The organism is Lentibacillus cibarius, from assembly GCF_005887555.1.
Classification (GTDB): Bacteria; Bacillota; Bacilli; order Bacillales; family Amphibacillaceae; genus Lentibacillus; species Lentibacillus cibarius.
The window spans coordinates 836,832-860,444 of the sequence record NZ_VCIA01000001.1; the positions used below are offsets into that span (position 1 = coordinate 836,832).

A 23,613-nucleotide genomic window follows, 5' to 3' on the forward strand; every position below is an offset into this window, starting at 1 on the left:
ACGCCAATTGCAATAAGTCCAAATACGATTCCAGTGATTGATGCTTTATCTACTTTCAAAACGTAATTACACCTGTCCTAACTTCCATAACTTTGGAATATAATAGTTTATTGGTTTAGGCCTGCCAAAGAAATATCCCTGCCCAAAAGAAACACCCAGCTCCTTCGCTTTCTGTAAATCCCCTTCGTTTTCAAAACCCTCTAAAATAACCTTTGTATCTCCGCCAAAAAGGTGAAGCATCAACCTAATTACTTGCTGTTTTTTAGGTGAATTTGCTAATCCATTTGTGAAATAACGACCAATCTTTGCAATATCCGGATTGATTTCCAAAATCGCCTTTAGCGTTGATTCGCCTTTACCTACATCATCCATTGCTATTAAAAAGCCTTCTTTTTTAATTTCTTTTATTACCTGGCCAAAAAGAGACAAATCAATATCCGAATGGGCTTCGTTTATTTCGAAAACAATATTGTGAGCCTTTGTATCAATAATTGATTTCACTTTTTCCAGGAAGCTATAAAATGATGAATCCATTACTGTTATAGGAAAAACGTTAACACATATGTATAAATCACTTAATCCTTCCATTTCATTCTTTAAGCTGCTAATAGCTTTCATAATTGATTCCATGTCTGTAGCAACTAACTGGTTTTGTTCTTTCGCATATTCAAACAATAATTGTGGATCGTCGAACTCATCCGAACGAAGAAGCATTTCGAAACCGCAAATATCATTCGAAAATAAATTGATTATCGGTTGAACAACGTGATAGTAATCCAATTCAGTTACTGTCCTCATCTTTCATACCTCTTTTAATCTGTTTCTATAATATCTATCTGAATCTTTCCTTCTAAGGACCACCCCATACCATTCATTTATACCCAGGACATAGCACCTATTTCCCAAAAAACTTCATACCATTAAACACAAAAATTGGCTATTCTATAGTAGTTGAATAGCCAATTAGTTTAAATAAAACTATCTAATTAAAAAATTGGTAGCCAGGCGATCATGATGTATACTATTACATTTTAGACTCTTAGCTTTGCGTCCTACTCTTTCGATGTAGTTTGCCTTTTTCAATTGATTAAATTGTAATGGTATAAAGTTCCTATGGGCATATTATAAACGCTCTTGTCGACAAAAAGCAACATGATTTTACAAAAGTTTACATTTCATCCCGCAAATGCTTCATTTATATTGTCTGCTTTTGGTATGGGAATTCCAAAGTTCTCAATAATCTACCTTTACAAACTATCCATGAATAAAAACGAAAGCGACTCTCAGTACTTATCCGGTTGCCCGCCGACAAATCACTCAATAAGCTATTTGATTTTGAATTGATTTGGCGGCGGAGCCTTTAGCCTTCATTTATCCTGCATCAACTACAACCGATTGAAGTTTTACTTTATAAGCGGAATTGCCGTACTAGTCCATTCAATTCTTCTGCGAGTTTGGCCAAATCGTCCGCACTGGATGCCACTTCTTCCATGGAACTGCTTGTCTGCTGAGAGGAAGCAGAAGTCTGTTCGACTCCAGCGGCAGACTCTTCAGAGACGGCAGCAATCTCCTGGACAGAACTATTCATTTGTTGACTGTTGGCAGCAATTTCCGATAGGTTGTCCGATACCGTCTGAATGCTATTGACGACATCTGTAACCGCTCTTCGTATGTTTTCAAATTTTTCACCGGTTGTGCGAATTTGCTCGGTTCCTTTTTCAACTTCTTTATAGCCTTCCTGTAGCGAATCGGTCACAGTGCTGGACTCCCCTTGGATGTTTGTAACAATCGTAGTAATATCTTTAACTGATTCTGCGACTTGTTCTGCCAATTTACGAACCTCATCGGCCACCACAGCAAATCCTTGACCATGCTCACCTGCCCGTGCAGCTTCAATAGCGGCATTCAATGCCAGTAAATTCGTCTGGTCAGCTATGTCTTTTATAACGGACACAAGTTTGGAAATCTCTTGTGATTGAGCGTCTAGCCCCTCTACCTTCTGTACGGCATCCTGTACAATTTGATCAATTTTCTCCATCTGGCTGCTGGAACTTTCCATCAACTGACTGCCTTCCTCTGTCATACGGAAGACTTCATTTGATGATTGATGTATCTGTTCCCCGCTTTCATTTGCTTCCTGTACCTTGACCGTGAATGTCGACATAAAGGATGACAGTTCACTCGCACTGTTTGCTTGTGTCTCTGACCCTGATGCCAGTTCCTGCATGGTAGAAGCAACTTGTTCGGCACCTGATTTCACTTCATTAGCCGACTGTGTCAGCTCCTCGCTCTGACTGCTAACTGTGTCGGATACTTCACCTATTTGGTTAAGTAAATCACGCATATGTTGATTCATCTCGTTAGTCGTGATTACCAATTGCCCAATTTCGTCATTTGTCTTCACTTCAAGCGGTTCTTGTGTTAAGTCACCGCTGGCTATTGCTTTCATCCGTTCCACCACGGTGTTGATTGGCTTAGATATACGACGAGTTATCATAATCGACACCACAATTGTTAGTATAAATACTACCACAATCGTAATACCAATCGTTAAGAGGACAATCTGTGCCTTTTTTGCAAATTCAGATTTATCAATAATACCACCGATTGTCCATCCAGTCGTTTCATTTTTGGCAAATCCCATCAATTTATCTTCTCCACCAGACTGAAAATCAACAGTACCACGTTTATCAGCGTCTACTATGGTCTGATAGAAAGATGCATCAGATATATCCTCACCAATCTGCTTTTTATCTGGATGGGCAAGGTAGCTCCCTGATTGATCAATCAGTACTGCATGACCAGTGTCACCTATTTCTGCCTTGTTAATGATGCCTAGCAACGAATTTACGGATATGTCTGAACTGACGACACCTAGTAGCTCGTCATCGTTATAGTAAGCCTGAGCAGCACTTATGACTGTTTCACCTGAAGCCTTGTCTATGTATGGTTCTGTCCAGACGGTGGTTCCTTCAGCCTCTACAGCCTGTTTGTACCATGATCGTTCCCTTGGGTCGAAATCCTCACCAAGATCAGCATCCGGATAAATGATTGTTTCTCCTGTTTCTTTTATTCCTGCATATACATTTTTCACCGATTCATTTGCCTCACCGGTTTCTTTAAAATAGTCAAACAGCGCTTCTTTCTCGTTTGGTTGATATTCCGATAGTAACTCATTTGAGGCAAAACGGGTCAGCATATAATCAATATTGTTAAAGAATAATTCAAATGTATCATCCATGCCTGCCATCTGACTTTTTATATTCTCTGTCATCTCACCTTTTGTTACTTCAACATTTGTTTTGTAGCTTACTAAAGCAACAACCCCGCCTGCACATGCCATTAAGATTAAAAACGGTATAAGGATCCTATACTGCACACGCCGGTTGAAAATCCACCCTTTTTTTTCCTTATTTCCTTTGCCCATTCTTATCCTCTCCTATGTATAAGCTTCAAAGCATATTGCATCTGTAACCCATTTCTGGTCTTGATTCATCACCTATTCTTCAGCTGCCTGTTTCAACTCATTGACTTCTTCTAAATTTAAAATTTGATCCATTTTCAATAAGATTAATAGACTGTTTTCCAGTTTGGCGACGCCTTGTATAAATGACTCGTTAACACCATTAATTACTTCCGGTGCCGGCTCAATCGTACTTGCATCAATATCCATAACATCAGAAACATCGTCAACAAGTAACCCAGCCTTCACATCTCCCATTTCCACAATTAACATCCGTGTTCCCTTTTTGCGCTCCGTTTCTCCAAGCCGCAGCCGCTGCTTCAAATCAATAACAGGGGTGATCTCCCCACGTAAATTGACAACCCCTTTTATAAAGTCCGATGTCCGGGGTACGCTTGTGATACTTTCTAACTCTTCAATAGAGAGAACTTCCATAACACTAGCACCATATTTTTGCCCATTCATATGAAAGACAATCACTTTAATCGAATCACGCATTTATATCCTCCTTTTCACTTAATTCGTGCATTTGGCTCGCTCTGTTAGTGATGACAACCGATTAGCACGGTTTATCACTTTTCTCATGAATTTCCTAGATGTTGAATAGATCTTTTAAGCACCAAATAATCCTTGAACAAGTTCATCAAATTCCACTAGTCATCTCGGCCTATATTTTATATCGGCTAATATAACCATTTCATAAACCTTCATAGTAATATTAAAACAATTAATTCACACGCTTATTTAGCCTTACAAAGTAAAAAAGCTATTCAAGAAAACAAGAATAGCTTAAAAATTAGCATACACGGGTAAATAACTTTTGATAAACCTCGCATGATACCCGGTGTTTGTCAGATTCGATTCATCCAGCACCCCGATGATAATTATTTAGCAACCAATCATTCAGCAAAATATGGCCATACAGCCATTTCCATTGGTTGACCAAGAATCTCCTTTGAATGGCATGCCTGATAAACATGTTTTGTTGAGATTCGTTGTTAGTTTCAAGCATTGGAACAAGTTGCTGGCTAATGAAGTGTGGTGGCGATTGTTGCCTATGTAAATTAATTCCTATCCAGCGTTTCATGTTCGCTTCAGCAAATAAAGAAAATTCTCCTTCCCCTGCATCAAACGTCCTACATGCCTCCCATAGCCCAAAAATCGATTCCTGGATAACGTCCTCCTTCCAGTCATATAGTCCCATTTCCTGTGTAAAAAAATTTACCTTTTCCATGAACTGATCCGCAACAACGAAAGATGATTGCTCCAATTCCTTGCTCATCATAGCTACACACCCTTATAACAGAATTTAATTTATATTCAAACTCTACTATCCATTATACACATTGGTCAATTCGCGTAACTATATGACTTATTTTGTCGAATGCGTCATTCTCATTTACTTTCCATAAAGATTTGTGTCGAATAATGGGTTTTCGCGTCGTATTTAGGTAAAAAAAGGAAGTAATTGTTACGGTTGATATAAGTATGAATTTTTTGTGAAAATTTCCAAAAAATTTAATTATATATTTAAACAAAGTATTGCTTTTTATGTAGTGATATGATAATAATCCTTTTCATCCAGTATGTTTCTAGGTACGTTTGATGAACTCGCACGCTTGTTTTGTTTGAATGCTTGTCATTCATACAAAAAGCAGACATCCTTAAACAGATGCCTGCTTATAAATTAATATGGACATTTAAAGTTCTCAGGTAGACAGTCTTTACGAGCCAGCCATGATGTGAAACCCGGAATCAACGTGCAGCACTTCACCGGTTACCCCGCGTGCCAAATCACTCAGTAAGAAAAGTGTCGCATCCCCTACCTGATCGTGATCGACTTGGCGGCGAAGTGGTGCTTTTTCCTCGATAACCGACATTTTTTCATTAAAGCCGGAAACACCTTTTGCTGATAGGGTGCGAATGGGGCCTGCTGATACGGCGTTAACACGGACGCCATCTTTGCCGACGTCTTCAGCCAGATAGCGCACACTGGCTTCCAATGCGGCTTTAGCAACGCCCATCACGTTATAATTAGGAACAACCCGTTCCGAACCGAGGTACGTCTGCGTAACAATGCCTCCGCCCTCAGTCATCAGTTTCCTTGCTTCATGTGTCACGGCAACGAGCGAGTACGCACTAATATTCTGCGCCGTCAAGTACCCATCACGGGACGTAGCGGCATATTCGCCCTGCAGCTCGTCCGTATTGGCAAATGCGACAGAATGGACGAGCCCATGAATCGTACCCACTTGTTCGCCAATTTCCTGGAATGCCTGTTTGATACTGTCATCATCCTCTACATCACAGGCAACCACCATTTTCGGCTTGATCTCATTTTTAGCGAGTAGTTTTTCCAGCTTTTGTTTGGACCGTTCCTGCCGATACGTTAAAATCAAATTTGCTCCGGCATTATGGAGTGATTTAGCAATCCCCCACGCGATGCTGCGATTGTTCGCAACCCCCATCACAACTATTGTTTTATCCTGCAATATTGTATTCATATATGTACCTCCGATTTAAGGATTATATATATAATGTAGCACAATGAAGACCAGGTGTTAAATGGAGAAAGGTAAATAGGCTGGGAAAAATAGTCGTGAAACGCGCCGTTCACCGTTCACCGATTTGTTCTAATAGATTCTTTTTTTCTTTCGGAAGTGACTCGGTGAGACGATTAAATTGTGTTTGATAATCCTATTCCTAGCGCTTAAGGGGGATTAAATCCGGAGAGCCGACAGCCTTTTTATCCAGTTTCCGTTTGTCACACACAACGGATATATCGACTGCACAATACTTTCCATTCTTTATTCATTTTTTGGCGTCCTACACATTGGGCAATTCTGGTATGTCGGAAAAGATATCATTCATTGAAAACGACACACATTTGATATAGTTGGACTCGATGGGATGATCCATTTTATCTTTGCGATCGCGTTTGATGGACGTTGGGGACAAAATTTCAATAACAAGATCCGGACTTCCTTCGACACCTTTGTTTGTAATTAGATGAAGCTTGTCCTTATGGATCATGATTAGGTCAGGTTGACGGACCTCTTTATCAGATAATATGACATCGATAGGTGCGGGTATCGTAACAAATTCATTTTTACAACTTCGAACTAATAATGAGATGGAACGCAAAAATGGACTGGTTAAGCATTAAGCAGCTTCGAGAGGAAAAGAGATTAAATGCTCCTGATGAATAGCTGCTTAATAACCAATCTAAAAGGAAAAATCACGAAATAACATATGGCCTGAAATACTTTTCCAATACCTCGCTCCATTTGTTAAAGGCTGGCAACAACGCGGACTGCAGCACTTCCTGAACGTGAGTGTATGCTTTTGCCTCGTAGGATTCCACAGCTTTGTTCAGCGCATTTCTAACATCCTCTGTTAATGACGCTACATCATCATTAACGAATATTTCCGGTAATTGGAGGACCGACTGTTCCATTGACGAAAAAGCCTGTACAATATCGCTAAACAACGTAATCGATGCTTCTCCTTTTCCCTGCTTCAGCAATGTTTGTGTATGTGCTAACGCTTCCTGGACCGTTTCCATTAGTCCGGAAGTTTCTCTCATAACAACGATATACTTTTCCATAAATCACCCTCACTTTTGATGCATGAATAGAATTAGGTTCTTTCATCATACTGCTATGTCGCTTAGAATAGCTTAGCCGCCAAATTGCTGCATTAAATAATTGGACTGTGAATTCATACGCTGGATCGCCTTTTCCATTTGGGTGAATTGACGCCAGTATCTATCCTCTACACGAACCAGACGGTCTTCGAATGAAGTGATGCGTTCGTTCATATCATCCAGTCGCTCACCCATGGTGTACTGTTTTTTCGTGGTAAACGAGTTACCGGCTTTTTCCGTAATCTGGTCCATCACCTGATTAACGGAATCCGTCATCCGCTGCAGAATTCCCTTCTCATTATAGGAAGCCCCTTCACTCGTGAACAATTCTTCAACCGCTTCAGGATTATCCTGTATAGCCGATTTCAATTTTGCTTCGTCAATTTTCAGCTTGCCGCCTTCACGATAATTGGATGTTGTCGTGATGCCGATACTGGACAGCTGGTTATAGGCTGACGGTATGCCACTGTTCTCCACCTGTGTGTAAAAATCAAGCCGCATGTCATTCAGGGCACCAGATAGCATAGGATCTCGTCGCAGCATTCCACTTTTGGATTTTTCTTCCCATAATTCCTGCTCTCGTTCGCTCATGGATTCCCGCTGCTTATCGGTTAAAGGCTTGTAGTCACGGTACCGCTCTTCCTGAAGCCTATCTTGGACATTGCCAATCAGCTCATTATACTTTTCGACAAACCCTTTGATATTTTCAAAGACCGCTTCCGTGTCATTGGAGATATTCACCTTGACATTTCCATTGGAAAATTCTTGTTTGAGATTAAACGTCACCCCGGAAACTTCAAATGAATTGGACGTTCTTTCTGTCTTCAGTCCGTTCAACGTGAATTTTGCATTTTGACCACCAGTTTCTTGTACGGCGTCATTAAAAAACAGTTGATTTACCGCAAAATCACCCTTAGCTTCAATTTCGTCTCCATTTGAATCATTAAAACTCCCTGTTTCCGTTCTTGTAAGCGACATCTTACCGGACATCTCATCGTAGAACATATTAACACCATTGTCTGCTCTGTTGACTTCACTGACCATGGAATCAAAGGATTGACTCGCTTTGATATTGAAAGTCTCGTCTTTGAATCCTTCTTCGGTATGGGCACCTATGTTGAAGTTTGCATAATCATATTGATACTCGACTTTAACTTTTGATCCGGCTTCAATAGAATCATCCATGGTAATGGTTCCTTCGTCAAAATTGATGGTTCCAGCTACCTCATCATTACTTTTTTTAATTATTTCTGTAGGCTCACCTGTATCAGATACTTCTTTTGCCCCTGATAATTTATACGTATCCCCGTCTATTTTTAGAGTGAATTTATTTGAATCATTTTTCGCAATCTGCTGGTTCGAGAGCTTAATCGTTGTCCCTTTTTCAGATGTCGTCATTGTATCTATCTGTCGATCCGTAACATACTTAACATCAACTTGTGTTCCCTTATCAAGGCTTTTATTAAATGTTAAAACACCTGTATCAGTGTCCACTAAAACCTGATTATTAGCCAAATCATAATCATCTACCGTTTTACTCGGATCCTTGTAAATCGCCGTATAATAGTCATTGCCTACCCGAATCGACATATCCTCTACTATGTCTGTTTCATCGTTTGCGTTTTTTGTATTTTTTATAGAAACACTTTCCTCGGAAATACCTTCTTGAAGGTTAAGATAAATCTGATTATTATTATCTGATTCCATGGAAATAGACTCAGATTTGATACTCCCCTGGTTCCAAATGCTAGAGTCACTAGGATCATCAAATAATTCCTTAAGACTTTTACTCGTATCGACAGAAGACGGATCACTGAAAATCTTACTACCATTTACCTTCGTTGCGGCACTTGCCAGCTGCTCTACCTCTGAAATATTATAGGATGACTGACTAGCAGCACTAGAAGCACTTGCTGTAACAAAGTCTTCATTGGTAGATGATGATGTCCTGGCCCGAAACGTTGTCGACATCTTCATATCGGTCAGCTGGGACCGGAACTCCATAAACTGCTTATTCACATCGCGGTACGCATCCCGCTGCCACGTCATCCACGTCTTGTCCTGCTCCATTTTTTGTAGCGGCATTCGCTCTGCCTTCATCAGGTCCGAAACCATCTTATCAATATCCATACCTGAAGCCAGTCCGCCAATTCGCATATCATTCACCCCTGAGGTTTTGGTTCTCTATGAAAATAGTGTTTATTAAACCTTCTTTTCTATTATATCGGTAGGGTAAAGGAAAATGTTTAGATAGGAACTAATTACATTTTATTAATCCGAAATAACTAGAAATATCTATTACTTACCTCTTTCCTCAAATTAGGAAGGAATGGATGAAATTAAATAGACAATATAAAGTGAATCCAGTTGCTGGACTCATATACTGATATGGGAAGTCCATAATTTAATGAACTCCCCCTAATTAAATTTAAAGCTTAAAACTTCGAACTAATCCTTTAAGACCCTCCGCTAATTTAGCAAGGTCATCTGCGCTGGAAGCAACCCCCTCCATCGAGCTAGTTGTTTGTTGAGAAGATGCGGATGTTTGTTCAACTCCTGCAGCGGACTCCTGGGAAACGGATGCAATCTCCTGAATGGAACTATTCATTTGTTGACTGGTCGCGGAGATTTCAGATAAATTTTCGGATACCGTTTCAATACTATTGACGACATCCGTTATAGCTTCACTAATGCCATCAAACTTCTCACCAGTCGAGTTAATTTGTTTTGTTCCTTTATCTGCTTCCTTATAGCCTTCTTGTAAAGAATTGGCTACTGAGCCTGTTTCAATTTGGATATTACTTACAATACCAGTAATATCCGTCACGGACTCAGAAACTTGTTCTGCCAGTTTTCTTACCTCATCAGCAACTACAGCAAATCCTTTGCCATGTTCACCGGCTCTAGCAGCTTCGATTGCTGCATTTAAAGCTAATAGGTTGGTCTGGTCAGCAATGTCTTTAATAACAGAAACGAGCTTGGAAATGTCTTGTGAATGTGCATCCAATCCTTGAACCTTTTGAAAAGCATCTTGTACGATACTATCTATTTTTTCCATCTGGTTCTTAGAATCGTTCATCAATTGGCTACCTTCATCTGTCATACGAAGTACAGTAGTAGAAGCTTGGTGTATCTGTTCACCATTTTCGTTGGCTTCTTGCACTCGTGTCGTGAACGTTGACATGGCTGAAGATAATTCACTTGAGCTATTCGCTTGTGTTTCTGAACCGGATGCTAGTTCCTGCATCGTAGTCGCAATTTGTTCAGACCCTAATTTCACTTCATTGGCAGATTGCGTTAACTCTTCACTTTGGCTGCTTACCATTTCAGAAACTTGATTGATTTGATTTAAAAGATCACGCATATTTGTATTCATTTCGTTTGTCGCTGTGACTAATTGTCCCACCTCATCCTCTGATTTGGTTTCAAGTAAATCGTGTGTTAAATCGCCATTCGAAATAAGCTTCATTCGATTCATAACAGCTTTTATTGGATTGGAGATAATTCGGGCGGTAATAATAGCCGTGATAATACCTAGAACAACTATTAAAGCGGATGTAATCACCACAGTAAGTACAGTAGTTTTCGCATTGGCCGTCATTTCTTCCCCTATCTTTTTTATCTCGGCTTCCCTTTGATTAGCAAGGGATTTAAATTCATCTATTAATTCATTTCCCATTGGTTGTACATCGTTTTGCATCACTTCCATTGCACTTTCAATATTCCCATTTTCATACTTTGCAATCACCTTATCAGTTAGCTTACCCCACTCGGTTTTCTTATCTATCAACTTTTGCAACTGATTAGAATTACTAATTTCAAGCGCTTTATTCTCTAATTTTATATTTTCGTCTATACCAGCATTAAATTCTTTTTTATAGGCATTATCTTTATACAATAATAACCCACGCAACAGACTTGTTCTTTTCGTCATGTTATTGGCAAGGTTCTCATCAGTAATTAATAAGCTAATTTCTTTGTTTATCATATTTTGCATACTACTGTTTGTTTTTTGTAAAGCGTATATGTTATATACACTTAATAAAACAACCAATACAAGGATAATACTAAACCCGAATAGTACCTTAGTTGTAATCCGTTTAAATTTTAGTAACCCTTTCATTTCGCATCCCCTTCTTTTCTAATAATTTGATATTTCATTGTCCATAAGTAAAGTTAATGTCACATTTATTTGTTTTCTCTAAAGACCCTCCAATCCAGTTGCTCGCTCATACGAAAAACAGCCTCTTTCAAAAGTTTTTTCATGTCATGACCCTCTTAAAACCGCTGCATAAACAGGAAAGAAAATCAAAAATAGTTTTATTCAATTAAAAAGGCTATTCAATAGTTATTGAATAGCCAAAATCAAAATAATATGCATCATATTAAAAATAGTGGCAGCCTGGCGATCATTATACACGGCGCATGTGTATAGTAGACCCATTAGCTTTGCGTCCTATCCTTTCAGATAGTTTGCCTTTTTCTTTATTATTTTTGTAGGAAAAAAACACCATTACCCATGGACTATTATAGTGTAATAAACTTCTTCTTCTTAAATCAACAAGATTTCTAAAGTCTATATTTTTCGATATTTTATACGATAACATTCAACTACATAAATATTGGGGAACAGCTCATTGGTATAGTAAAACTAATTAACAGCAGCAAATAAAAAAACAGGAGACCGAAACAGTTATCAGCCTCCTGCGATTCAATCTATTAACCTCGAAATCATCCCAATATCGCACGGTCATTCTCAAATTGCTCGCCGCGGATGCGTTGAAATTCTTCCAGCAATTGTTCAATGGTCAGTTTTTCTTTTTCCTTTTCAGGTAAATCTAAAATAATTTGCCCTTTATCCATCATGATCAGCCGATTCCCCAAATCGAGCGCCTGCTGCATATTGTGGGTAACCATTAAAGTCGTTAATTGAAACTTTTCAACAATATCTTCCGTGATGTCTGTAATTAACTGTGCGCGGGAAGGATCCAACGCTGCTGTATGCTCATCCAACATTAAAATATCCGGTTCGGTAAATGTCGCCATCAGCAGGGACAATGCCTGACGCTCCCCACCGGAAAGCAATCCCACTTTGGCATTAAGTCGATCTTCCAGTCCAAGGTGTAGCGTTTGTAAATAATCCCGGAACATGGTCCTCCGTTTTTTTGTAACACCGGGTTTAAGTTTGCGCGTTTTATTGCGCGCATAAGCCATGGCCAGATTTTCCTCAATTGTCATGGATGGTGCAGTCCCGGCCATCGGATCCTGGAAAACGCGTCCAATCAATTTTGACCGCTTGTATTCTGGTAAATGAGCCACCTGCCGATGATTAATCAAAACATCGCCGACATCGGGGATGATATGACCGGCAACAGTGTTCATTAGCGTCGATTTACCCGCACCGTTACTGCCAATAACGGTGACAAAATCGCCTTTTTCTAGTACTAGATTAATTTGCTGCAAAGCCTCTTTTTCATCCGGGGTACCTTCATTAAATGTAACGGAAATATCATTTAGTTGAAGCATTTACACAACTCCTTTTGCCTTTGTTCCGCTAAGCTCTGCGCGTTTTCGTTTACGCCGTAGTTTTTCCTTCCGTGCTCGCATTACTTTTGGTGCAACTAAGGCGGCGATAACGAGCAGTGCTGTAATCAGCTTCATATCTCCGGTTTCCAAAAACTCCACTCGTAAGGCCATGGTGACAACCATTCGGTAAATAACAGCACCGCCAATAACTGCAAGTGTTGTCCATACAATCGTTTTTGTACCAAATAATGCTTCACCAATGATGACAGAGGCTAACCCAATAATAATCATTCCAATCCCCATACCAACATCAGCGAACCCACCATGCTGAGCAATGAGCGCTCCTGACAAAGCAACCAGAGCATTGGATATGCCAACCCCCGTAATAATCAATAAATCCGTATTGGCTGACAAACTGCGGATCATCCGCTGATTATCCCCAGTTGCGCGTAACGCCAGCCCTATCTCTGTTTTTAAATAATAATCGGTTAACAACTTAATCAACATCGTGGCAACAATCATAACAAACAAAATACCCCACGTTGACGGTAATTGTTCCATGCCAAAAGATGCTAGCATCCCATTCAGCAGTCCATCAATCCCGGTTGCACTCCAAATGCTCTCCAATTGTTTAAAAACCGTTGATTCCTGCAGTAATGATAGGGTCGGCTGCCCCATGATTCGTAAATTGATCGAATATAGTGCAATCATCATCAAAATGCCGGATAACAATGCATTAATATTCCCTTTCGCATGAAGGGATCCGGTAATACATCCGGCTAAAAATCCGGCAATTGCTGCGAACAGTGTCGCTAAAATGGGTGGCACCCCATTCATAATAGAGATAGAAGCAACAGCCGCACCTGTCACAAAACTTCCATCAACGGTCAAATCCGGAAAATCCAACACACGGAAGGTTAAATATACTCCTAAGGCCATAATGGCATAAATAATTCCTGATTCCACTGCTCCAAATAATGCGATAAACATGATGTCCACCCCCGTGCCTATTTTGTAACGTCAGAAAGTATAAAATATGAATGACCTTATCATAAAAACTTCGGCTCGCTCAGAGACCTGGCGAATACCAAGTTTTTTAACAGGATATGTCTATTTAAATGACGTGTTCGTTCAAGTTGATAAGTACAATGCAGCAGGGAGGGGCAATCCTGCCTGCTGCGATTGTAAAAAATGATATGAACTATTCATCTTTTAAGATTTTTGCATTTTCGTCCCATTCATCGTTCCATTCCACACCTTGTTCCTCTGCCGCTTGTTTGTTAATGAATAACTGCATTTCCTGTGGATATTCAACAGCTATATCATTTGGCTTTTTATTCCCCTTCAGAATTTCTACCGCCATTTCTCCTGTTCGGTAACCAATTTTTTCATAATCAATTCCGTAAGTGGCAAATCCACCTTTCTTCAGTGAATCCGGTTCACCTACGATCATTGGAATGTCTTGCTCATTGGCAACACCCACCACACTATCCAAAGCGGAAACAACCGTATTATCAGTAATGATATAAAAGACGTCCACTTTGCTGACAAGTGTTTGCGTTGCCTGCTGTACTTCAGCAGAATTGGCAACGGTCCGCTCAGCAAACGACAAATTGGTGCCATCAGCCGCCTTTTTCACAGCTTCAATTTGTGTGACAGAATTTTGCTCCCCTGCATTGTAGATTAAGCCAACTTGCGCATCGTCAAAATTATCCGCAATAAATTGTACCGTATTTTTAACCGCATCCGGGTGAAGATCGACAACACCAGTCGCGTTTCCTCCCGGCTGTTCCATGGATTCAACCAGGCCAGCTTCCACTGCGTCTGTTACCGAGGTGAATAGAATAGGAATATCTTCTGTCGCCTGTACCGCGCCAAGTGCACTAGGCGTCGAATTGGCAAAAATCAAATCCACTTGATCAGCCACAAAATTTTCCGCAATGGGGGTAACATTGTTCTGATCCCCCTGCGCACTTTGTAAATCATATTCCACACTCAAGTCCGCGTCCGCAAGCGCATTCTGAAAACCTTCATAAGCTGCATCAAGAGACGGATGTTCAACAATTTGCGTCGCTCCAACGGCATACGTCTTTTCTTCATCGGAAGCCTCCGCATCGCCCGAATCATCAGTACCACTACTTTCATTACCGTCACCACATGCGGTAATGACCATGAAACTAATGAGTGCAATAATGAATAATAAGCCTTTTTTCATCTTTTTCTTCCCCCTGTTCATGTTTTTCTGACTCTTTATACTGTTAAAAATTATGGTAATTATATCATAGGGTGTAGAAGAGTCAAGGTGTTTGCGCAATTTCGTGGAACTAGAACTAAAAAAGGTAGAAGCAACATGAAGTCATACGTCTCTATGGGGCTACTATTTAGGCCAAGCTATATAAGTCTACTTTATTCAAAGCAGTCACATGTATTGTTGGAAGTTCGAGGATGCTCTGACATTTGACAGTCGGATGTATTTATGCGATGATTATCTATTGTGAGTGAAGTAATGATAAGAACTAAATTCTGGCATTCTACTCGATTGTTTTTGAAGATGCTTAATCACACTGGCGCGACTTCGGGGTCGCAAGGACGTCAGAGCAGGTAGGGCTGACGTTGCTTAAGTTAGAAAAATCCAGTGGAACACAAACCGCGGCAAAGTTGGAATCTTAATTAATCGGATTCCCGCCTGATAAGGCTAATTAATAAAAATGAAAGCTTATGTGTTACTTTATTGACCAAAGGGGTACTCTTATAACAAGGGTACCCCTTTTTCAATGGGTGAACGTTAGGACTCGACCTCGATCATTCTGGGCCGCACAACGTATTCGTCTTTAGCTATATCAATTCCTACAATTAATGTAGAAATGTAAGTTGCCATATTTTCTGATTTTTATTAAGTTCACTTTGGGCCCTTCTTCGTATATTTAGAGTTATGATCATGACACCCTATATCAAGGGGCCCTCTTTGTTTCAAACCTGAAATAATACCTTTCCCCAAGATTACTCTGCCGATCCAAGCAAAAGCCCATTATACGATAAATGGAAAAAACCGAACTGACTCGAAATCTGGCGGAAACTTTGAATCTTCGTTTGTCTCTACCTCACATCAGGAGAATTCCATGGCGACAAGCATCAAGCCCCATTTAACCTTTCATGTCAATGTTTCCTCCTAAATGTGGTTGAGCTGCATGCTCAATGGCAGCTACATTATTTGTACTCAATAACTTTTGAACAGCTTCCCCCTGTCGCTCGGCATTCCCCATTGCCATCTTCATAACTGAAATAGAAGCTTGTTGTTGAACTTGGCTTTGATTCAACACCATTGACATTAATGCAATATCCATCAGAACACCATCTTTCTCTATTTAATGATCATCCAGGTATAATCATCTTACGTCTAGTCTTAGTGTCTTTCGAGTCATCGAATAGTTCATGCCGATTTTCCCTTCAACAAAATTTGTGAATTTCGGGAGTGACAGTCACAACGCGAGCCAAATCTCACTTCTAATCTTAGCATTTCTTATCTTCTTTATCTATGACTGTCTTTGACAGCTATTATTTCGGGAAGGACTGACATCCCCCTCATAAATAGATAACGCATTCCGGGTATATTCTTCATTAAAAATTCACATCCACTACTAGATTATAGGTAGATGTATCCTTTATAATTGGCTGGGTTTAAATGATTATTAGTACATAAGGAGCATTTATGATACAAATAAAATACAAGGACTTAGAACAATTAATGGAAATGATTAATCATCAGTAAGCGTAAAATAATCCCCACCTATAAAAAGATGGGGATTTCATGTATGCTTTATTTAGATTTATTTGGAACATGACATTCCTGAGGGAGTGTTGCTGACCATGGCAGGTATTGAGCCAATTGCTCCTTATCCGTCGTATCCATATTGGGAAGTTCCTCAAACAGATAGCTCAGGTAGTTGAATGGATTCAATCCATTCTCTTTGGCTGTCTCTACTACACTATAAATAATTGCGCTAGACTTCGCACCTTTTGTGGTATTGCTGAAAAGCCAATTTTTTCTATTATGTGTTTAAGAACATAAGCGCAATTATGTTCTTAACCTAGTTATGTGCTGAAAATAAATATAAACCTTTTGGATAAATCCATTTTATCTAATTTCAGTACATAACGTTATAAGCATTGTCCTTTTGCTAAGATAAGAGTAAAAGAAAAGGAGCCAATGCTTATGTACAACGAAACACAAATTACTAACTTTGAAAAACATCTTGGTGAGAAGGGTTATTCCGACCTTGTTATTGGACAGTATCTTCGGAAAGTTAAAGATTTTTTAAAGTGCGATGAAGTACATTTTGTCCGAAGGACAGATCATGAGGAATTAAAGAAAGCTATAGAGAAGTATTTAGTAAAAATTCCATTGTCATCACAAAAAGGCACTATTCAAGCCGCTCTTCATGCTTATTATTACTTTCTTAGTGGTTACCAAATCTTCAGACGGCTAAATCTTTCAGATTTTGAAATAAATCCGTCTATTGAGGTTGAAATAGATAGGTTTCGAACATATTTAACTGAAGTGGCCAAACTAAGTGATAATACAATCTTTTCTCAATGTAATACCGTAAAATTATTTTTATATTCTAGTTTTCCAGAAAAAGACTTTTCGCCAGAAAAACTGACTGCCGATCATGTTCGAAGATACCTAACTGACACACTGCGTCATATTTCAAATGCATCAAAGAAAACTATGATAGTCAGAATTAGAAGTTACGCAAAGTTTCTTGAATTCAGAGATGGCTTCAACTTAGAGGAAATTTTGAATTTACCAATGACACCGCCTGTTTGGAAACAGGCAAGAATCTCCAAACATCTAACTGATTCAGAAATAGATACCCTTTTTTCATCATATGATCAATCAAATCCAACCGGAATCCGGAACTACGCAATTGCACGATGTTTAAAAGATTTAGGTCTTCGCTGTTCGGAAGCAGCTAAACTTTCATTGGATGACTTTGATTGGTTAAATGGAATTGTAACTATTAGACAAACAAAGTCACATTCCGAAAGAAGTCTTCCACTTCATGCTGTTACAGGCAAAGCTATTGAAAAATATTTATTACATTCCCGTCCAGCTACCCAAGAAAGAATTTTATTTGTGAGATTTAAAAAAGAACCGGGACAGCCGATGGGAACTTCCCAAGTTCGAAATACGGTAAGAGGTGCTGCTATTAGAGCCGGATTGGAGAATTTCACTGGCACACATATGTTAAGACATACGGCAGCTAAAGAAATGATCAATAATGGTGTTGAATTAAAGATGATCGCAGATATTCTGGGACATGAATCTATTGAAACAACCAGTATTTATACGAAGATAAACTTCACACAGTTACAGGAAGTTGCTGGAACTTGGCCAGAGGTGAGATCATGAATAGTAATCTCATCTCAAGGCAGGTAGAAGAATATATTTCTTATAAAAGGGGTCTTGGATTTCAGATTAAAATAGAATCTCAGGAATTAAGACGTTTTGCGGCATATACTGTCTCGATAGGGTATGAAGGTTCATTGGCCAAGGATGTTGCATTCCAATGGGCTACCCTTAAACCAGAATATTCACGGTGGTATATGGCAAGAAGGATGGAGACAATTCGAACATTCGCAAAGTATATTTGTGTATTGGATCCCATGGCACAGATGCCTCCAAAGGGTATGTTTGGGAAATGTCATGGGAGAACGACCCCATACATCTTTACTGAAGAAGAAATATGCATATTAATGAAAGCTTCAATGGAATTATATGCACCTGACGGTCTTAGATGTAGGACCATCTCTGCTGCAATTGGTCTCTTGTGGTCTACAGGGATGCGTCCAAATGAAGTATGTCAATTAATGGACGACGATGTCGATTTAAAAAACGGGCGGATTACTATTAGGGAGACCAAGTTTTCAAAAACTAGGATTATTCCTATTCATGAAACCACTAATTCGAAACTAAGTTCATATATAAATGCTAGGGATAAACTAAGGGAGGACTTTTCAGACCGACATTTCCTAATTACTTCAGGAAGTCGTAAACTGGCATTACGTAATTTTGAGTATGCATTGCAAGTAATCAGAAAGCAGCTCCTGGCAGATAATAAGGAATGGAATAGACGGCCTCCCAGATTATATGATATACGCCATACATTCGCATGTAACACTCTGCTAGGCTGGCTTAAAAACGGTATAAATATAGATAGGAAAATACTATACCTTTCCACTTATCTTGGCCACGTTAAAGTAGAAGATACCTATTGGTATCTTACAGGGACACCTGAGTTATTACAGATCGTTTCTGGAAATTTTGAAAAATACTTTTATGAGGGCGGTGTCAGCCATGGAGAGTAGTGATTTCCAAAGCCTCCTTCAAAACTTTTTCCTGAAATGGATGATGAGTCAAAAGAAAGTGTCCCCTTCTACTGTTCAAACGTATAAGGATACGTTCCGTATCCTATTAAAATATATGTATGATGAACATGGCGTGAAACCAGGTTCCATAAACATGGAAATAATAAATGCGGATATTATTATAGGATTCATGCATTACTTGGAAAATAATCGAAAAAACAAGTATAAGACAGTAAACAATAGGCTTGCGGCAATAAAATCGTTTATGGAATACGTATCCTACGAATGCCCAGAATATTCAGGAACTGCACAAAAGATAAAGGCCATACCCTTTCGAAAAATAGAAAAGAAGGAAATCTGCTATCTCACCAAGGAGGAAATGGATTCATTACTTAATTCCTGTGAAACCGAAAATTCCGAAGGAAGGCGTGATTATCTTATGTTGCTTCTCCTTTATAATTCAGGGATGCGGGTTTCGGAAATGATTTCGATACAAGGGAAAGATGCTCTTTTTTCCGATAATGGAAAATGTCATTTGAGAATTATAGGAAAAGGGAGAAAGGAACGGACTGTTCCTTTATGGCGAACGACATCGGAGTATCTTGCTGATTTTATGTATGAGTGTGGAATTCAAGAGGATGATTACTTGTTATCTGGCAGGAATGTAAAACATTTAACCCGTTCTGGGGTGCGTTATAGAATAGATCGCATCGTTAAGAAAGCAACTGCCATTTGTCCATCTTTAAATGATAAAACAGTAACGCCCCATGTGTTTCGGCATTCAACTGCAATGAGCCTGCTCCAATCAGGAATTGATATTTCAACAATAGCTATGTGGCTAGGGCACGAAAGTATTGAGACTACACATAAATATATGGTGGCTGATATAAAATTAAAGGAACGTGCGTTAAACAAACTACATGAACCTGAATCGAATGAAACGGACTATAGATATCAAGTAACTGATGAAATCCTTCAATTCTTAAATTCATTATAATAAGTATGTTATGTGCTGAGTCCTATAGTAAGTCGTTAATTTTAAAGTGCTTTTAAAAGCGGTTGGTAAACTCAGCACATAACTAGGTTAAGTACATAATTTCGGCCGATAATAAAAGGTTTAATTGAACGTTCTGCGCGATTGTTATCGATCTCCAAACGCCCATCCTTTAAAAAGGCCTCTAAGCGCTCCCACTGGTTACGACAATATTTAATGGCTTTGCCAAGAGCACTTTTTGGTAGTACGCGCGGCGTTTGTTCTTTAAGCCATGCCAAAAAAGCCTCCAGTACGGGCTGGCTGCGCTCCAAGCGCTTTTCATAGCGCTCTTGTGGACTTGCGTCTTTTAATTCACGTTCCATATCAAAAAGCTTATTACAGAAGGCCAAGCCTTCTTTCGCTTTCACGGCAGTGGTAGATGCAGATTCAGGCAGTGCCCGCAATGCTTCCGTGAAATTACGGCGTGCATGCGCCCAACATCCAACGGGCACAACATTAGAAATACTGTTGTAACCTGCGTACCCATCGACATGCAAATAACCTTGAAAGTCAGCCAGAAACCGCTGTGGATGCTTGCTTGCACGTGTTTGTTGGTAGTCATAAAGCACGATTGGGAAACTTTCCCGTCCGGTGCGGTACAGCCATATATAAGACGTAGATTTAGCAGGCCGGTCCGGTTCTGAAAGAACCTGCAGTGTTGTTTCATCTGCATGCAAAATATCGTGTTTTATTAAATGAGCATACATCTCATCGTATATATGCTTAAGCCAAGTATTGGCACCATATAAAACCCAATTTGCCAGCGTTTGGCGTGGAATGGATACACCAAAGCGTTCTAAGTGCTTCTCTTGCCGATATAGTGGCATGCCTTCTACATACTTCTGTGTCATGGTGTAAGCCATCGCAGATGGAGATGCCAAGCTGCCTGGAAATACAGGTTCTGGCATCTTCGCTGTCATGATAGGCGTTTCGATTCCATGGCGTTCACAGTGGCGGCAGCTATAAACGTGGCGTACGTGCTCTACGACTTTCACTTGCGCAGGAATGACCTTTAGTTCTTTACGCACTTCCGTGCTCATATCGTGTAACGCTCCTCCGCAGCACGAACAGACCTGTTCCTCATCGGATAGACGATATTCAATCGTTTCCGCAGGCAGGTTTTCAAGCTTTTGATCACGCTCGCCACGCTGTTTCTTGCGTGTATATGTAATCGTTTCGACAGTCGGTTCTTCAACAGTCGAATCAGCTGTTTCTTCGGCTTCATTAAAAAGCGAGAGCTGGTCTGGGTTGGACTTCTCACTGGAGGATCCAAATTGACGTTGTTGGCTAAGGCGAAACTGTTCCTCATACCATTTCAGCTTAGCCTCTAACGCCTCGTTTTCCATCTCAAGCTTTTCGTTTTGCGCTTTATAATATTCAATTGATTCTTTGGATGGTTGCGTTGTATTTTCCATAAGATAAGTATACGAAAAAGAACCCGACTTGCCTAGTCGAATTCCCATATTTTTATATTTCAATTTCTTAAAGAATAGTACGTGCTTTTACTTCCCGGTGTGCCTGCTTCTGTTCAATTGACAAGCCATCCAGGAGCCAACGAAGTTGGCGTGGACTAATATCCATTGGCTCCGTTTCTTTGTCTGATGGCCAATGGAATGTTCCTCTTTCCAGCCTCCGGTAATGCAACCAAAAGCCGTTGTTATCCCACTGAAGGATTTTTAACTTGTCACGTTTCCGATTACAGAACACGAACAAACAAGGGGAAAAGGGATCGAGGTCGAAGCATTCTTTTACAATGACCGCCAGACCATCGATAGATTTGCGCAAATCCGTGCTACCGCGGGCAAGGTACACACGGTCGAATGGCACATTCGTCAACATTGGTTGTGCAGGACATGAATGATATCGGACAGTAAGCTGACGTTGGCTCCCGGACGTACTTCAACGGATATGACACCATAGTGAATAAAGATAGATTCCTGTCCTTCAGAAGATGTGATTTCATCGTCCACCTGGACGGTGAGCCATTGTGTTGGTTCCGGTTCGGCAGAAATCCTATCGTTATCAAATCGCCTTACCCAATAATACATTTGGTGGACTTTAATTTCTTGATCCCGGCACCATTCAGCAATCGTTTGCCCGCTTTCTTTCCAAGCGTCATATCGCGATTTCCATTCTATTCTTTTGTCTTTTAGGGTCATCGCTTAACCTCCCTGAATTAATTTTCTAAGAAGATTATCGCATGGATGACCATTGGCTACTATGTGTATTTTATTTGACGCTTACAATCATCATAGAAAATTGATGCTTGAAACTGCGTTGGAGTTAATTAAATAAAAACCCCACTCTTCTAAAGAGTAGGGCTTTACTATTATATCTGTTTAAAATTTATTCTCTTCCAAATGCTCCCAAGCCTTCCCAATATGCTTCTCTTTAAATATTTTCTTCTTCCGCTCATTCCAACTATGAACTTCCCCTATAATTTTTTGTATATCGTCTTGTATTTCTGGTTTGTTCGCTGCAACCCAATGAACAGTTGCCAGTAATTCCAAACCGTATGGAGTTTCAAATCCATGAATTATTTTCCGTACTGCTTCAAGATGCTTGGATGCTGATTCATCATCTTTTAGAAATGTTTCTGCCTTTTCTGCTGCATTCCTCATTAAATAAATTTCGGCGTCTCTACTTCTATCTCCAAACCCTCGAATAAAGTGACCATCTATACGTTGTAATACATGATTAAGATTATCAGCATAGGGACCGAATTTTCCTTTTTCAAATCTTAATCGAAGAGGTTCACCAACATTCTGAAGGAAATAAGCCAATTTTTGAATCTCTAGTAGTGATAACTTATATCCCGGAATCGAGTAATCATTCATTAGCATTAAAAATAATGCTCTTGCCCTAGTCATTTTCGGAGGATTAGTTTTAATTTTTATTTGATCAGGTTTAGGACTCCCCGCGGGTTCATAGAGATGAACTTCAACATCAGGTATTTGCTCAAATGCTTTTTCAATTTTCGGACGTATCTCAGACCATTTGAGTCCTCCATTACCACAACCAAGAGGTGGTAGCGCAATAGATTTTAACCCCAAATCCTTTACGACTTTTACTAAATCAACTAAACCAGATTCAATATCTTCTTTTCGGGATCTGCTTTTCCAGTGACGTTTTGTTGGGAAATTAATAATGAATTTAGGATTAAATAGTGATTTAGTATCAACAACATGCATTTTACCGGGCTGCATTTCTTCCTGCCTACATGCTTTTTGGTATTCAGTAAACATTTTGGGGTAAGCCTGTTTAAATTGAAGGGCAATTCCTTTACCCATAACCCCAACACAGTTTACTGTATTAACCAATGCTTCCGCTTCATCATTAAGAAGATTGCCTTGTTTTAAAATAATCATTTTAATCACCTCCCATTTAGTTAGTAATACCAATCTCTAACTGCTATTGGTTTATTATAATTCATTAGTGTTGCATAAAATTTTTTGGTTTTGTCAAACACCCTATAAGTTCCAGTAAATGTCTTTTCTAAATATTCAGTACAATTATCTTGTTTTTTATGAAAAAAAGTCAAAGGGGATATGACCGGTAGTTCTTATCCACAATTTA

General features: G+C 39.6%; 19 protein-coding genes, 2 pseudogenes and 2 riboswitches. Of the genes and pseudogenes, 3 read left to right on the plus strand and 18 right to left on the minus strand.

Annotated features, from left to right (window positions below; all coding sequences use genetic code 11):
- Window positions 1-66: 66 nt before the first annotated feature.
- The 14 genes and pseudogenes from FFL34_RS04190 to FFL34_RS04255 all read right to left on the minus strand — a co-directional run.
- The gene (locus FFL34_RS04190) at window positions 67-780 is read right to left on the minus strand and encodes an EAL domain-containing protein (protein ID WP_171046262.1); all 714 of its coding nucleotides are present in this window, start codon (window positions 778-780) and stop codon (window positions 67-69) included.
- 213 nt (window positions 781-993) lie between these two features.
- A riboswitch (cyclic di-GMP riboswitch) is annotated at window positions 994-1,085 on the minus strand.
- 323 nt (window positions 1,086-1,408) lie between these two features.
- Entirely contained in the window at window positions 1,409-3,427 is a 2,019-nt protein-coding gene (locus FFL34_RS18535; RefSeq protein WP_138601762.1) for a methyl-accepting chemotaxis protein, read from the minus strand.
- Between the two features lie 72 nt (window positions 3,428-3,499).
- The gene (locus tag FFL34_RS04200) at window positions 3,500-3,961 is read right to left on the minus strand and encodes a chemotaxis protein CheW (RefSeq protein WP_138601764.1); all 462 of its coding nucleotides are present in this window, start codon (window positions 3,959-3,961) and stop codon (window positions 3,500-3,502) included.
- Between the two features lie 364 nt (window positions 3,962-4,325).
- A complete protein-coding gene (locus FFL34_RS04205) occupies window positions 4,326-4,748 on the minus strand; it encodes a sigma factor (RefSeq protein ID WP_138601766.1) in 423 nt (140 codons plus the stop codon).
- Window positions 4,749-5,187: 439 nt separating this feature from the next.
- On the minus strand, window positions 5,188-5,967 hold the full coding sequence (fabI, locus tag FFL34_RS04210; protein WP_138601768.1) for an enoyl-ACP reductase FabI: 780 nt from the start codon (window positions 5,965-5,967) through the stop codon (window positions 5,188-5,190).
- A 322-nt stretch (window positions 5,968-6,289) separates the two neighbouring features.
- The gene (locus FFL34_RS04215; protein ID WP_138601770.1) at window positions 6,290-6,607 is read right to left on the minus strand and encodes a Uma2 family endonuclease; all 318 of its coding nucleotides are present in this window, start codon (window positions 6,605-6,607) and stop codon (window positions 6,290-6,292) included.
- 94 nt (window positions 6,608-6,701) lie between these two features.
- Window positions 6,702-7,070 (minus strand): hypothetical protein, encoded by a 369-nt coding sequence (locus tag FFL34_RS04220; RefSeq protein ID WP_138601772.1) that lies wholly within the window; start codon window positions 7,068-7,070, stop codon window positions 6,702-6,704.
- Between the two features lie 72 nt (window positions 7,071-7,142).
- Window positions 7,143-9,266, minus strand: a complete 2,124-nt coding sequence (fliD, locus tag FFL34_RS04225; protein ID WP_138601774.1) for a flagellar filament capping protein FliD — start codon at window positions 9,264-9,266, stop codon at window positions 7,143-7,145.
- Between the two features lie 271 nt (window positions 9,267-9,537).
- Window positions 9,538-11,232 carry a methyl-accepting chemotaxis protein gene (locus FFL34_RS04230; RefSeq protein ID WP_138601776.1) on the minus strand — a complete coding sequence of 565 codons (1,695 nt, stop codon included), beginning with the start codon at window positions 11,230-11,232 and terminating at the stop codon, window positions 9,538-9,540.
- A 270-nt stretch (window positions 11,233-11,502) separates the two neighbouring features.
- A riboswitch (cyclic di-GMP riboswitch) is annotated at window positions 11,503-11,597 on the minus strand.
- Between the two features lie 243 nt (window positions 11,598-11,840).
- Entirely contained in the window at window positions 11,841-12,635 is a 795-nt protein-coding gene (locus FFL34_RS04235; RefSeq protein WP_138601778.1) for an ABC transporter ATP-binding protein, read from the minus strand.
- Window positions 12,636-13,625, minus strand: coding sequence for an ABC transporter permease (locus tag FFL34_RS04240; protein WP_138601780.1), 990 nt, complete (start codon window positions 13,623-13,625; stop codon window positions 12,636-12,638).
- A gap of 211 nt (window positions 13,626-13,836) precedes the next feature.
- Entirely contained in the window at window positions 13,837-14,850 is a 1,014-nt protein-coding gene (locus FFL34_RS04245; RefSeq protein WP_138601782.1) for an ABC transporter substrate-binding protein, read from the minus strand.
- A 928-nt stretch (window positions 14,851-15,778) separates the two neighbouring features.
- Window positions 15,779-15,979, minus strand: a complete 201-nt coding sequence (locus FFL34_RS04250) for a YjfB family protein (RefSeq protein WP_138601784.1) — start codon at window positions 15,977-15,979, stop codon at window positions 15,779-15,781.
- Between the two features lie 473 nt (window positions 15,980-16,452).
- Window positions 16,453-16,683 (minus strand): annotated as a pseudogene (locus FFL34_RS04255) (transposase domain-containing protein); the annotation flags it as partial.
- Between the two features lie 165 nt (window positions 16,684-16,848).
- On the opposite strand from FFL34_RS04255, the gene FFL34_RS04260 reads away from it, so the two are divergent.
- From FFL34_RS04260 to FFL34_RS04270, 3 genes are read left to right on the plus strand one after another with little or no spacing between them, the layout of a single operon-like run.
- On the plus strand, window positions 16,849-18,048 hold the full coding sequence (locus FFL34_RS04260; RefSeq protein ID WP_171046263.1) for a tyrosine-type recombinase/integrase: 1,200 nt from the start codon (window positions 16,849-16,851) through the stop codon (window positions 18,046-18,048).
- Window positions 18,045-19,004, plus strand: a complete 960-nt coding sequence (locus FFL34_RS04265; protein ID WP_138601788.1) for a tyrosine-type recombinase/integrase — start codon at window positions 18,045-18,047, stop codon at window positions 19,002-19,004. The genes FFL34_RS04260 and FFL34_RS04265 overlap by 4 nt, the downstream gene beginning before the upstream one ends.
- The gene (locus FFL34_RS04270; RefSeq protein WP_267900374.1) at window positions 18,994-20,001 is read left to right on the plus strand and encodes a tyrosine-type recombinase/integrase; all 1,008 of its coding nucleotides are present in this window, start codon (window positions 18,994-18,996) and stop codon (window positions 19,999-20,001) included. Before FFL34_RS04265 ends, FFL34_RS04270 begins: the two co-directional genes overlap by 11 nt.
- Before the next feature lie 101 nt (window positions 20,002-20,102).
- On the opposite strand, the pseudogene tnpC reads toward FFL34_RS04270, so the two are convergent.
- From tnpC to darG, 4 genes and pseudogenes are all read right to left on the minus strand, one after another.
- Window positions 20,103-21,383, minus strand: a pseudogene (gene tnpC, locus FFL34_RS04275) (IS66 family transposase); the annotation flags it as partial.
- Between the two features lie 136 nt (window positions 21,384-21,519).
- Window positions 21,520-21,864 (minus strand): IS66 family insertion sequence element accessory protein TnpB, encoded by a 345-nt coding sequence (gene tnpB, locus FFL34_RS04280; RefSeq protein WP_171046265.1) that lies wholly within the window; start codon window positions 21,862-21,864, stop codon window positions 21,520-21,522.
- A 5-nt stretch (window positions 21,865-21,869) separates the two neighbouring features.
- Window positions 21,870-22,196: an IS66 family insertion sequence element accessory protein TnpA gene (gene tnpA / locus FFL34_RS04285; protein ID WP_138601794.1), complete on the minus strand. Its 327-nt coding sequence runs from the start codon at window positions 22,194-22,196 to the stop codon at window positions 21,870-21,872.
- 180 nt (window positions 22,197-22,376) lie between these two features.
- Complete coding sequence (gene darG, locus FFL34_RS04290) at window positions 22,377-23,405, minus strand: type II toxin-antitoxin system antitoxin DNA ADP-ribosyl glycohydrolase DarG (RefSeq protein WP_138601796.1); 1,029 nt, start codon at window positions 23,403-23,405, stop codon at window positions 22,377-22,379.
- Between the last annotated feature and the right edge of the window lie 208 nt (window positions 23,406-23,613).

What these genes read in the sequence shown, in the direction of transcription:
- FFL34_RS18535 (WP_138601762.1), bottom strand. Translation starts at nt 3,427, where the DNA reads ATGGGCAAAGGAAATAAGGAAAAAAAAGGGTGGATTTTCAACCGGCGT.
- FFL34_RS04200 (WP_138601764.1), bottom strand. Translation starts at nt 3,961, where the DNA reads ATGCGTGATTCGATTAAAGTGATTGTCTTTCATATGAATGGGCAAAAA.
- FFL34_RS04205 (WP_138601766.1), bottom strand. Translation starts at nt 4,748, where the DNA reads ATGATGAGCAAGGAATTGGAGCAATCATCTTTCGTTGTTGCGGATCAG.
- fabI (WP_138601768.1), bottom strand. Translation starts at nt 5,967, where the DNA reads ATGAATACAATATTGCAGGATAAAACAATAGTTGTGATGGGGGTTGCG.
- FFL34_RS04220 (WP_138601772.1), bottom strand. Translation starts at nt 7,070, where the DNA reads ATGGAAAAGTATATCGTTGTTATGAGAGAAACTTCCGGACTAATGGAA.
- fliD (WP_138601774.1), bottom strand. Translation starts at nt 9,266, where the DNA reads ATGCGAATTGGCGGACTGGCTTCAGGTATGGATATTGATAAGATGGTT.
- FFL34_RS04230 (WP_138601776.1), bottom strand. Translation starts at nt 11,232, where the DNA reads ATGAAAGGGTTACTAAAATTTAAACGGATTACAACTAAGGTACTATTC.
- FFL34_RS04235 (WP_138601778.1), bottom strand. Translation starts at nt 12,635, where the DNA reads ATGCTTCAACTAAATGATATTTCCGTTACATTTAATGAAGGTACCCCG.
- FFL34_RS04240 (WP_138601780.1), bottom strand. Translation starts at nt 13,625, where the DNA reads ATGTTTATCGCATTATTTGGAGCAGTGGAATCAGGAATTATTTATGCC.
- FFL34_RS04245 (WP_138601782.1), bottom strand. Translation starts at nt 14,850, where the DNA reads ATGAAAAAAGGCTTATTATTCATTATTGCACTCATTAGTTTCATGGTC.
- FFL34_RS04250 (WP_138601784.1), bottom strand. Translation starts at nt 15,979, where the DNA reads ATGGATATTGCATTAATGTCAATGGTGTTGAATCAAAGCCAAGTTCAA.
- FFL34_RS04260 (WP_171046263.1), top strand. Translation starts at nt 16,849, where the DNA reads ATGTACAACGAAACACAAATTACTAACTTTGAAAAACATCTTGGTGAG.
- FFL34_RS04265 (WP_138601788.1), top strand. Translation starts at nt 18,045, where the DNA reads ATGAATAGTAATCTCATCTCAAGGCAGGTAGAAGAATATATTTCTTAT.
- FFL34_RS04270 (WP_267900374.1), top strand. Translation starts at nt 18,994, where the DNA reads ATGGAGAGTAGTGATTTCCAAAGCCTCCTTCAAAACTTTTTCCTGAAA.
- tnpA (WP_138601794.1), bottom strand. Translation starts at nt 22,196, where the DNA reads ATGACCCTAAAAGACAAAAGAATAGAATGGAAATCGCGATATGACGCT.
- darG (WP_138601796.1), bottom strand. Translation starts at nt 23,405, where the DNA reads ATGATTATTTTAAAACAAGGCAATCTTCTTAATGATGAAGCGGAAGCA.